Source organism: Haladaptatus sp. DYF46 (assembly GCF_021083305.1).
Lineage (GTDB): Archaea > Halobacteriota > Halobacteria > Halobacteriales > Haladaptataceae > Haladaptatus.
The window spans coordinates 17,817-28,836 of sequence record NZ_JAJFAY010000015.1 but is presented as its reverse complement, the minus strand read 5'-3'; the positions used below and the strand labels follow the sequence as shown (position 1 = coordinate 28,836).

General features: G+C 48.8%; 10 protein-coding genes and 1 tRNA gene. 2 read left to right on the top strand and 9 right to left on the bottom strand.

Going from position 1 to position 11,020, the window contains the following annotated elements:
- Positions 1–236: 236 nt before the first annotated feature.
- The 8 genes from LJF34_RS28345 to LJF34_RS28310 form a co-directional block, all read right to left on the bottom strand.
- Positions 237–1,064 carry a succinylglutamate desuccinylase/aspartoacylase family protein gene (locus tag LJF34_RS28345; protein WP_231190176.1) on the bottom strand — a complete coding sequence of 276 codons (828 nt, stop codon included), beginning with the start codon at positions 1,062–1,064 and terminating at the stop codon, positions 237–239.
- 445 nt (positions 1,065–1,509) lie between these two features.
- Positions 1,510–1,926 carry a hypothetical protein gene (locus LJF34_RS28340; protein WP_231190174.1) on the bottom strand — a complete coding sequence of 139 codons (417 nt, stop codon included), beginning with the start codon at positions 1,924–1,926 and terminating at the stop codon, positions 1,510–1,512.
- Positions 1,927–2,028: 102 nt separating this feature from the next.
- On the bottom strand, positions 2,029–2,781 hold the full coding sequence (locus LJF34_RS28335) for a hypothetical protein (protein ID WP_231190171.1): 753 nt from the start codon (positions 2,779–2,781) through the stop codon (positions 2,029–2,031).
- 700 nt (positions 2,782–3,481) lie between these two features.
- Positions 3,482–3,555 (bottom strand) — tRNA-Thr (locus LJF34_RS28330).
- A gap of 143 nt (positions 3,556–3,698) precedes the next feature.
- Complete coding sequence (locus LJF34_RS28325; protein WP_231190168.1) at positions 3,699–4,781, bottom strand: outer membrane lipoprotein-sorting protein; 1,083 nt, start codon at positions 4,779–4,781, stop codon at positions 3,699–3,701.
- 412 nt (positions 4,782–5,193) lie between these two features.
- A complete protein-coding gene (locus LJF34_RS28320) occupies positions 5,194–5,808 on the bottom strand; it encodes a hypothetical protein (RefSeq protein ID WP_231190166.1) in 615 nt (204 codons plus the stop codon).
- A gap of 362 nt (positions 5,809–6,170) precedes the next feature.
- Complete coding sequence (locus LJF34_RS28315; protein WP_231190163.1) at positions 6,171–6,755, bottom strand: DUF308 domain-containing protein; 585 nt, start codon at positions 6,753–6,755, stop codon at positions 6,171–6,173.
- 383 nt (positions 6,756–7,138) lie between these two features.
- Positions 7,139–8,128, bottom strand: coding sequence for a linear amide C-N hydrolase (locus LJF34_RS28310; RefSeq protein ID WP_255666534.1), 990 nt, complete (start codon positions 8,126–8,128; stop codon positions 7,139–7,141).
- A 434-nt stretch (positions 8,129–8,562) separates the two neighbouring features.
- On the opposite strand from LJF34_RS28310, the gene LJF34_RS28305 reads away from it, so the two are divergent.
- Together LJF34_RS28305 and LJF34_RS28300 are read left to right on the top strand one after the other, a co-directional pair.
- On the top strand, positions 8,563–9,303 hold the full coding sequence (locus LJF34_RS28305; protein WP_231190155.1) for a hypothetical protein: 741 nt from the start codon (positions 8,563–8,565) through the stop codon (positions 9,301–9,303).
- Between the two features lie 1,022 nt (positions 9,304–10,325).
- Positions 10,326–10,673, top strand: coding sequence for a hypothetical protein (locus LJF34_RS28300; RefSeq protein WP_231190152.1), 348 nt, complete (start codon positions 10,326–10,328; stop codon positions 10,671–10,673).
- A gap of 71 nt (positions 10,674–10,744) precedes the next feature.
- Here LJF34_RS28300 and LJF34_RS28295 read toward each other — a convergent pair whose 3' ends face one another.
- Positions 10,745–10,981, bottom strand: coding sequence for an Lrp/AsnC ligand binding domain-containing protein (locus LJF34_RS28295; protein WP_231190149.1), 237 nt, complete (start codon positions 10,979–10,981; stop codon positions 10,745–10,747).
- Between the last annotated feature and the right edge of the window lie 39 nt (positions 10,982–11,020).

Here is an 11,020-nt window from a genome sequence, read left to right as displayed (position 1 = left end):
TCCGTTCATTCTCCCAAGATTCTTCTAAATCCGCGTCTAAGCTTTTACTGAGCAGGTTTGCGAGCATCTCTGAACAAGTTACTCAACAACCTGCTCGTTCCTCAAACTGGCTCAACTAGACAGTGCCTTCACGAGGAACTGCTACGCTTGAGGATTATTTCACTCCTCAATGCTGGCGAGTTCTGTTATTAAAGCGTCCAAAAAATTGCCCTCCCTATTGCTCTCAATAAGTCGTACTAATTCTCGTAAGTCCGATGGATACCAAACCGCCGGAGTAGATGGCGAACGATATTGAGCTCCCAGGCAGTGCGTGTTTGGAGATCTGTTCCATAGCGAGTCGTTTCAACGATGAACCCTGGCTGGTTAAGATCAGCATCGACCTTGTGAATAAGTAATGGACGGTCTCCATCGATCAGATTCCCACGCTTGAACCGATAGTAGTTCGGAAGAGAGTCGTCAAGATGGTACTGATTCATGTATTCCTTTGTGCTTACCGCGTCTTGAGCAGCACCCGAAGCAGTCGTTGGATAGATTGCTTGACCAGTGCCATCAGGACCGACATCTTCGTTATAAATGCCTTTTGAGCTGTGGAGATTGAGCACGACATCTGGGTCGTATGACGCGATAACACCCCAGGTCGCACGTGCAAGTGGCGTTGTCGGCTCTTCTCCTGGAGGGAACTTTCGATTCAGGTTACCATTATTATTGGAATAGGTACCGCGTTGAATCGCTACCGGGTTCGCTTGTGGAATTGTGATGAGTGTTCCCTGGTCGATCGACCACGTTTTAATATCCTCCGCTGCTTCATAACCTGCTGGTTCGTTCCCGTGAATCCCACCGACAACGACCGCGGTTGAGCCGGAATTTTGAGTATCTGTGATGTACACGTCGGTTTCGTCCGGCGTATCATCGCGAATTGTATAGGTGGTTTGTATTGCCGCCTGGCTTGTCCCCTGCGTAGCGAGTATTGCAGGCATCGTACCGACTGCTAATCCAGTACGGCGTAGGAATGAACGACGTGTTTGGGATGTCTGTGCATCATTTCCCCTCTCTTGTTTCGACATTACATTCAACGACTCTAGTTGAATTCGTTTAGTTATAGACTGACTGCCAGTACTAATCAAAATGTTAAGCATAGAAAATTATGATGTTTTAGCATCGGAAGTACAAGCATAATCACTATTTCATCATACCTAATGAACCGGACCCTAGCCGGATTAAGACTAGAACCTTTTCAAGAAAAAGTGGGCCTTTGAACAATAAATCAAAACAATCACTTGTATTCGTTATTCACAGGCTTAGCCTTCAAAAAAGTAATGACGGTAGAATATTGTACCTCTTTCCTTCACAAGAGAACTCCTCACCTTCTCAAACTGGCCTAACTAGACAGTGCTGTAACGCTCAAATATCACCGGGAATGGAAATGGTATGAATTTCTTTCGTTGCTTCCAGCAAAGTCGCTATTCCCTAAAACTACCGACCACTGTTGTTCTATAAATCACTGCAGGTCTATCTCCGTGAGTGAATTGGATCATACTCGTATGAAGAGAAATTAGAGTAATGGCAACCACGAATCCAGTCAATCCCGATAAGCATGAGTGACATGATACCACCGATAGCTGCAACCGCAAGAAGCGGCCGAATACTACTTTCGGACATAGGAATGTTCCAGAGTGGGAATACAACGCTGAGTAAAAACAGTAGACCGAGGAGGAAATCTGCTGTTCCAACTAACTGGTTCCAGGTGACCCTCTTGAATTGTCTCCTTATTCCACCGATCATGAATAGAATCCCTGCACAGCTGGTGGTCAAGAACGTTGCTATCGTACTGAGTTCGGACAATGCTGGAAGACCGAATGCTACGAGGACTACGAGTTGACCGATAATGAGAAAACTCCCGAGTTCCAAAAACCAGTGACGTTTCATATCTTCTCTATTTAGTGAGGTCGTAAAGTAACTTCGTTTATTTTAAGAATAGTTGATAAAATAGATCTCTCACCTACTGGGCGAACTCCCGAAGAAGAGCAGCTAGTTGAGGCGACGAGCAATAGCTACCAACCCACTGATCACACAAAGCGCCCCAATCAGGGCAATAATAGGTGAATTGATGTCTGGAAGCGCGTCGGCCTCAGGAATAGTTGACCCAGGTTTCGATCCTTGTGACGGACCAGAATTGACTCCGTTTGTTGTCCCGTCTGGTAATTCGTTACCCGTCTCAGTTGTCGAAGAAGTGGTACTCACTGTGTGTTTTTCACTAGTACGCGACGGAGTACTGTGTTTGTACGTGGTGGCGGTATTGTTGACACCATCATCTCCCCCGTGGTGAGTTGTTGTCTCACCCTTACTGGTGTATTCCTCTTGATCGTCTGGACTCGACTCACTTGTGCTGTCACTGGTGGTTGTTCGATTATTAGACGTAGTTGTCTTTATGCCATCTGTTCCATTACAATTTGTGCTGTCGTTTCCGGCAGTGTTAACAGATCTCTTGCCCGTTTTCGATGTCTCGTTGTGATTTGGATGACAACCACAATCATTCGGTGTTCTATCGTCATCCGAATCAACCACATTCCGATCTGAATGGGGTTGTTGGCCGCCGTCAGTAGTGGTGTCACCACTGAGAGAGAGTTCCTCGATAACTACGCTCACCATATTCTTTACTGCCTCTGTCTGCTGGCTAATAGTTGATTCTATCCAACTGACTAATTCAGAGATTGTGATTGTCGTTCCATTGTCTGCTGTCTCTTCGGTTGCGCCAACTGGAACGATGAACGCAGTGGACACTATTTGAAGGAGAATAAAGAGAGTAAATATCTCTCGTCGGCTTAGAGGACTTGGCAGGTTATACCCTTTAGTTCCCATACAAAATACTAAGGGAACAATCTGCCTTAGATTCACCGACAAAGAGTTACAATCCAATTCCAAAGAAGGAGATCCGTAATCATCATAGCTACCTTGGACACTGATTTACGGCCACGATTTCAGAAGAGACTGATGTGGTTTGTCTCATCGATTGCCACTATGATTGTCTATTAACCGCACTTGCGTCCCTTCGAGCGATCACCGCTGCAAAATCAAACCATAAATCACTTGACGGATATCGTCATCGACCATCCGAATTATTGGTTCCCCATTCAGGACATTGTCTAGTTAAGCAATTCTGTTGTAGAGTGGCGTTTCAGTGTTTGTAAGGTGAGTAGCGAACGAACTTCTTTGCTTCATTGTGACTAGGTTTTCGTTGAAGCAGCCGAATCCCGTTTTTCACAGTGCATTCAATCTCAATGTCAAGAATCGGCTATCCACTATTTGTAGGTAAAAATCGTCAATCGTACCACTGCCATTTGGTTTTCCTTATCTAGACAGTTCCGTTATTCTCCAAGAATTCTAATAAAGATATTTCTCTACCTCATATTTCCCCTGAGTTCTGCTTAACTACCTCCGGAACATTTGCTTCTCGCATGCGAGTGCACAAACCGTAGTGGAAAGCCTTGGGAGAGATTTGAACTCTCGACCGGCTCCTTACAAAGGAGCTGCTCTGCCAGCCTGAGCTACCAAGGCACAACTGGAATCACTACGCCTGCGATAAAGGTTTTCTCTCTTCCTCTAACCGACCTCCATCGAATTAACCTCACTCGTGACTACCTATCCGATTATAAAAGAAAAATGCTGTCTGCAGACCTACTCCTCGAGGGCATTCCCTCTTAGCAGTAGATCGATTCGGCAACTTCAATGAGCGATTCCTTTGAGAGGGTGCCACTCGCTGAATACTGTGATTCAGCATCCGACCACTGGAGAATATGCTGGTCACTAATCGATGTATAGGATCCAGCATGCCCAGCAATCGACACGGATTGCCCACCACTCACAGGACGACTCATCGACGTCTGGGTCACCGCCAATGAATCAGACCCATTCGAATACAGCAACGACACCGATGCGTTTCCGTTTGCAGTACTGACCGTTATGTTCTCGAGCGAATAGCCGTCTGGAAGTGAGGTTGGCTCTCGAATCGTGAAATTCACTTCCTTCTGTGCCTGTGCAACCGACTCATAGTTCGACGTCTGGGGCAATTCGACATCGACGACCTTTGCATCCTCGGGCGGTGTGTACTCGAATCGCTCATCCGGAATCGACTTGTTGTAGCTCAGATTCGAGTAGGTCATCGTCGTCGTGGTCGTCTCATTGCCAACAGACGTGCTCACTTGCGTTTTGACAGGGAACCAGTTGTCCTGGTCAAGCCAGACAGTCTGATTTGACATCACTTGCTGGAGCGATTCGTTTTTTGGCTGCAGCGTCACCTTGTAGGTCTCCTGTCCGGAGACGGTGGCTTCCCCTTGGTACTCCGCACTGAATCCATTCGATATCTGCTGGAATGCGGCAGTAAGGTTCTGGATCATACCCGCATTCTTGCCAGCCAAACTGAGATGGCGGGCGGTGTTCGTTGACTCGTTGTACATCCAGAAGCCCGAGCCGTTCGAGACCATTACGTTGCCTTCCATCGGTCCAGCCGTGTATTCATACCGGACGTGATTTGGCAGCCGTTGCCAGACATCGGCTTTCATAGTCTGGGTGTTGTTGGGCTGTTCCATCTCGATTGTCACCGTCCCAGTGACGCTCTTGACGGAGGTGTTATTTCCGAGGGCGTGCTGTTCAATCGTTGCTTCGGACGGTGTTGAACTGTCTTGTGCGTGTACTTGATTCCCGACGCTCGCGTAGCCTGTGACGGATACAGCTACGACGAGTGTGAGGAGGCCAAGTGTTAGCAGGGATTTTCGTGCGACCATACCTGTAGAAATACAAATCCTACTCTAATGAAATCTTTTATCCAAAAACAAGATGTGTGAACGATTAACGTGGTACCGAATCCTGTTCGGTATGAGTAACTTGATCGAACAGTTACCGTAGAACACTAGCAACGAGACATCGATCGTCATCCAGCTAGCTAATCTTCACCGGTTAGCATGGCGATTTCAGCTAGATCACTTACGAGTTGCTTCTCTTTGAGAATTCCCTTCCCACCGTTGAATGACCATGAATCATCACGCGATATATGCGACGACATAACTGAATGGACGATCGACAATACATAGAACTACTGCAATCTCCACCCCTCAAGGCAGGTTCAAACAACTCTATGACCGAACACTCACTAGCTTCTGTCCCTGTACGAATCAATTCTCTTCATACCTGTGCTTGCTACCGTCCCTTCCGAAGTACGAGGTAGGACGCTCCGACACCAGTCAACCCAACAGGGAGTGCGAGGATAATGAGTGGAATCAGCAAATCGGTAATACTGAACGGACTCCCACTTCCACCACCTCCGCCCCCAGCAAAGAGACCAATGAGCAACGCCGAGACAATCACCATCACAACGTAGCCCACAGCATTCCCAACAAAACTCGTCAAATACACAGTGTGACGACCTTCGGCAAGCTGTTCAGCCACTCGCAACCCACCGAACCCACCAACGATGGGACCGATCAGCAAGAGCACAACGAGCAGCGAGATTAGGAATATCCCTGCCAAGATCTGTCCCCCGATCCCACTATTACCACCTGCAACCATCTGAATGGCGACTACTCCGGTAAGGCCAAATCCTGCGCCGATGACTGCAAACAGACCAATGATGAACTCGAGCTGGGCTCGTGGTCCTGGTTGTGAAAGTCGTTCCCGTGCTGAATCAAAGGCCCGACCAACCGACTCACCAGCGTTTGATTTCCGCGTACTATCCGAGTCCGTTGTGAGTGTTTCTGCAGTCTCGGGGCTCGTTTCGACGTTTGCTTTCTTTTTGTGACTCTGGTCAGAGCTCATGATAGTTTCTCTGAAGTGTAGGATAAATAATTAATTGCATCTAGTTGGTATGTGGCTTCCGTTCTCTTTAGTTCGGATTTGGCCAGGTTAGGATAATATACTAACAGCCAGCACTACGAGTCTGTTATTGCTGATCACAGCGAAACTGACGTTCCGTAAAAATTCGTTGACACTCTATGCATCTCGTCTGAAGGCAATTTCGAACCAAACGATAGTGACTAGGATAATCTCTGTGACTTCCCGTGTTGCCCATGAGCACGAACGAGAACGCACAGAACTGCTAAGCTGATTCTTTTTGTTCACTCTTGTCTGTCGAGATCCTATCTAAAATTGGACCCTGTGAATGGGTTACGTGTCTCTGTTTACGCTTCTTGACTTCGCTCATCTGCTGATGTTTCTTCTGTATTCGCTTGCCGAGTTGCCCGTCCGAGCATAAGCATTGAGAATCCGGTGAAGAGCAGGTTCACACCAAGGAGAAGACCAACTGCCCACTCTGTCGTTGCCGGAAACCCCACCCAGAGCAGACCAGCGACGATTAGCGAGAGGATACCGCTCGCGAGGAGCCACATCCATCGTCTATTCCCACGACCCGCTACTGCCCACCCGATTTCAACGACCCCATCGACGATGAAGAACGCAATCGCAAGAATCGTTAACGACGCGAGACCGACGACTGGATTCGCCAAAAACATGATTCCCACGACACCGTAAAGAATTCCGAGGAGAATTTGCCAGATAACTCCCCAGAAACTCCCAGCCGAGAATGCATGTCCAACGTGAACGATTCCACCGACAACCAAGAGCGCACCAAGGAGTACCGATGCCGATATTCCCGCGAAAAACGGAAATAGTATCGCAAGAAAGCCGAGTACTACGATAATGGCTCCCGCTATTACCCCGCCGTGGAACTGCTCCGAACTCGTGTCAACGCTTGTCGCTTGACTCATTGTTTTCCCGAACGCAATTCATCAAGAAGGGGTAAAAAAGCGTAAAATCGTTCAAACACAGTTCTGGTAGCACATCACCACACTCCAGAATGCAGGTGAGTGTAACGGTGGTTGAATCCACAGTTCATGCTATGAATCCAGTTACGGTGAGGTTTTCACTTTAAACAAGATCGTGAGAGGAGTGCCTCTGTATCGCGGTTCTTCGTACTATCAAGAGCAATCACGCGATCTCTGCGGGAGAAGTCTCGTACGATTACGCTTGACATCATTTACTCGATCGAAGAACACTCATCCAGAACTGCAACGAATCCACCACGCCGAAATAGTGGGCTGTGACGGTTGCTTTGCCCATATTCGGTATTCGCAACCCAATAACGTGCTTACTACTCGGCAGTAACTCCGAGAAACGAGAACGGTTCGCTTGTAACCATTTGATCGGACACTTCTCCGGAGAAGGTGTTGGACTGATTTGGTCCCAGCTCGAGGACTTGTGCATCGGCTTCAGATGAGACGTCAATGTTGTCAAATTCTACCCAAAAGACGTTGGGCGTGAGTGCAGATTCAAAGTAGTACATCATGTCTTTATGATCCGCAACTGTTCGCCAGCGCGTTGACGAAATATGCGGTACATCCGGTGTTCTGATACCGTACGGCACCGATACATTTCGAATTACGCTAAATACACTGGCAGTCGCAGTACGGCGATCTTCGACTTGGGGAATCGCGTTGATGTAGAAACGAGCTCTTGCGAACCGGTCGGCTGGACGGTTCGTTCCAGGAAGCATGACCGTGCCACCGATCTGGTCCCAGTACTCGGCCAGAGCAAGCTGTCTGTCGAAGGTCGGCGAGTTGGTCATGACTTGATAATCACGATTATGGTGAATGACCAACTCGCCATCGATATATTCCATAATCGCACTGTCTCCGGTGGCATCTGAGAGAGATAGATGCAGTGCTGCCAACCGATCTTCGCCCGGAACTTGATCGGTTACAACGACAAAGTCCTCACGACGAACACTCTCGACAGCCTCGGCAACCGTCTCGAAATTATCTAGCATATACTGTGCCCACAACGAGATTGACATGGCTGGTGAGTCACCATCCCAGTCTGGGTACCCCGATTCAGGCAACCATAGTAGGTTGGCTACTAGGCCCACTTCGTTCATCCCATCGGTGGTGGCAATATCATAGGCGGTCGCGACCACGCTTCCGTACTGAGCTGTCCAGCTCATCGAGGCTGCACCGACCTTGCCATCACGCTCGATGCCACGGGGCAGTGTCCAGATGTTTGTTCCAATATCTTCTTTCCAATCCATTGATCGTGCGGTGAGTGTCCGATTGTCTGGTCCAAGATAGGAGAGACGAGTACACATTTAGGACTGACCTCCTGTGAGCTGGGACAGTAACACATCGGTGAGAACCATGAGTCAATAAATCGACACCAGATTGCATAAACATTCGTTTCGGAGTCACGGCACACTGCCGTCGGTATTACTGCTCGTTGCCAAAAGAATGTTCAGAATTCAGAATGGTTAATGGCCTATCTGTCGGAATTATAGTTCATCCTCAAAGCGTCCAGACCCAGGCTTGTAAAGCTCATGAGACGGCACAGAAACGCACACACGGAGTTCTCCGTTGTCCCTCATTCCTGATTACGGCGCACTGTCACTAATGAGATCCTATGTGAGCTCGTCTCTCTTCATTGACTGTTACCAACTCATCGTGTTGGTATAGGTGACCAACAACAAACTAGCCACAGTCCGATCCATTGTGGTGTGGCACGCGACTGTGCGGGGGACTATAAACAATGACACACCACGACATCATCACGAGTACCGTTCTACAAACGAGTGGCTTTCCTGAATGGGTACTGGATCCTCTTTCAGGATTCGTCGCACTGATTCCACGTCTAGTCGGGGCAATTATCATTCTGCTTATCGGGTGGGGTATCGGGCGCGGTGTAGCAGCTGTCGTCCGCAGAGTCGCACACACAATCGATTTCGACCGCATGGTTCTTGCGACACCGCTCGGTCGAATACTTGGTGGAACCGAAGAGGCGGTCTCTGGTGCATTCGGTAAACTGGCTGCTTGGTTCGTCTATGCGCTCGCGATTCTCGCAGCAGCAAATGTGCTCGCGATTGCAACGCTTTCAGAGTGGGTTGCGGTTGCTGTCTCGTATCTCCCAGCGTTGATTGCCGGGCTACTGGTTATCGTTCTGGGCTTCGTGGTCGCTGACTTCATTGGTGATACTATTATGCGAACGCGAGCGGCTACGCACACTGACTATACGACGTGGTTCGTGACCGGAACTCGATTGTTCTTGTACTTTACCGCCATCGTGATTGGGCTCGATACAATGGGCATTGAGGTAGGAGTTCTCTATCTCTTTGCTCGTGCGTTTGCCTGGGGATTCGCCGCAGCGATCGCGATCGGAGCTGGCGTCGCATTCGGATGGGGTGGCCGAGACTACGTCGCTGAACACATCGGTGAGTGGATGAGCAGTGCAAGCCAAGGAACACCGAGTCCGCAGCCCAGTGACGACGATTAATTTCTATCCTATTTCATCTATCCAAAACAACTATACTCATTGCTCTCCGATATTGTTTGTCGGGTTTACTCGCGATGATCACGTTCGACTCAATCCGACAAGCGTGGGACCCGATGAGCCTTATCCCGCGTTTCACATAGTTTCTACTTAGGTCAGCATAGTAATCTCATGTGGCGCTTTTATTATTGTTCGATGGATGAAAGCTTGGATGTAGACCCGACTTTTATCTGTCCCATTTCTCTGTGTCGGTGATAGTCGAAATAATCGCTTCTTTTGAAATTGATGTCATCGAAGGAAGTGGAGTGGAGCGAGGGGGTGGATCAGGGTGATGGCGCCAGATCCGGTAATGTCAAAGCGTCCTCGCTACATGAGATTCTCTGACACGTCTTGGTAAATGCTTTGTGGTGGAATGTAAAATAAGAATAAGCTTCGTCCACGCTCGTCTACGAAGGCTGCAGCAAGTTGCTCCACATCGAGGAAGATACTGAATGACACGCAACAGACATTGTCCGCATCGTCTGCGGCTTGTTGGGACGATAACGGTGGCTGGCCCACCGCGAGTGAGTCTGAATCCGTGCAGTTACCGGTTCACTGCTCCTGATACAGTGCTTGCGATGGGTGATTTGCATCCACCGCGCCCTGGTGTGTGGGTGACGGATTCCCTTGTTGACTCTCACTGACTCCGCAAACGTGTTTCGGTCTTCTCTCATTCGTTCGTTTACTGGCGCTACAGACGTTAGTACTGGCTAGTGTAGTATACTAACCTTGGCGTTTCCATTTCCGGTTTGGCTAGCGATTGGTATAGTATATTCTAGCGAACTGTCTGTCTATGCTCCGTGAGGATTAATCATCGTTGATTTGATCTATATCCAACAATATCATAACATCTAAGTATTATACTACCGTCTTCTCTGTGAGCAAGTAGCACAGACCTCCTCCGGATTATTTGCTGATTTCGTCTATGTCCTCCCGGAGTGCCGTATTGCAGCGACCATGCGCGCCCTACAACCAAACCACTACCCATGAGTGTCCCACCGAATTCCGACGACCCATTGACTCCAGAGCTCTCGCTCAGTACCGCTAGCAAACTGCTCACAAAACCTACCCGACGGGCAGTCATCCAGCATTTCAGTACCAGAAAGACGCCAACAGCCGAGCTCTCCGAATTGGTTGACTACATCCACGAAACAGTCGAGACAGTCACGAGCCCTGAACAAGCACGGACCATGCTTGTTCACATGGACCTGCCGAAACTCGCTGAGCATGAGGTCATTGACTATGATGAGCGCAGTGAGACCGTTCGCTATCAGGATGGGAAATACCTCGAACGTCTCCTCGAAATTAGTGACTCGTACGAGTCCTCAAGCTAAGTGATCGCTTGTCCGAGCTATCGACAATCCGCTGTCTCGTCACGAGCGACTAGAGTCACTAGACTCCTCGTCTATTCTACGATTTCCTCGATGAGTGTTTCCTCGGTATACTGCTGGAGCGGATACTGACTATCAAGTTCACGGTCAATAACGAACGTGGAATCAGTTCGGGCAACTTCATCACGTTCTTCGAAATCAGAGATAAGCCGCTCAACGCTGTCACTATCGGGGAGTCGAGCGATTACAATGAAGTCCGTACCACCCATCGTAAAGAAGACCTTGGTCACTCCTTCAATATCAGCAATCACCTGCCCACTCCCGTAACGATGTGGTAGTTGATTGATTCC

Coding starts and splice junctions, on each gene's coding strand:
- LJF34_RS28325 (WP_231190168.1), bottom strand. CDS start 4,781: ATGGTCGCACGAAAATCCCTGCTAACACTTGGCCTCCTCACACTCGTC.
- LJF34_RS28315 (WP_231190163.1), bottom strand. CDS start 6,755: ATGAGTCAAGCGACAAGCGTTGACACGAGTTCGGAGCAGTTCCACGGC.
- LJF34_RS28345 (WP_231190176.1), bottom strand. CDS start 1,064: ATGTCGAAACAAGAGAGGGGAAATGATGCACAGACATCCCAAACACGT.
- LJF34_RS28340 (WP_231190174.1), bottom strand. CDS start 1,926: ATGAAACGTCACTGGTTTTTGGAACTCGGGAGTTTTCTCATTATCGGT.
- LJF34_RS28320 (WP_231190166.1), bottom strand. CDS start 5,808: ATGAGCTCTGACCAGAGTCACAAAAAGAAAGCAAACGTCGAAACGAGC.
- LJF34_RS28305 (WP_231190155.1), top strand. CDS start 8,563: ATGACACACCACGACATCATCACGAGTACCGTTCTACAAACGAGTGGC.
- LJF34_RS28310 (WP_255666534.1), bottom strand. CDS start 8,128: ATGTGTACTCGTCTCTCCTATCTTGGACCAGACAATCGGACACTCACC.
- LJF34_RS28300 (WP_231190152.1), top strand. CDS start 10,326: ATGAGTGTCCCACCGAATTCCGACGACCCATTGACTCCAGAGCTCTCG.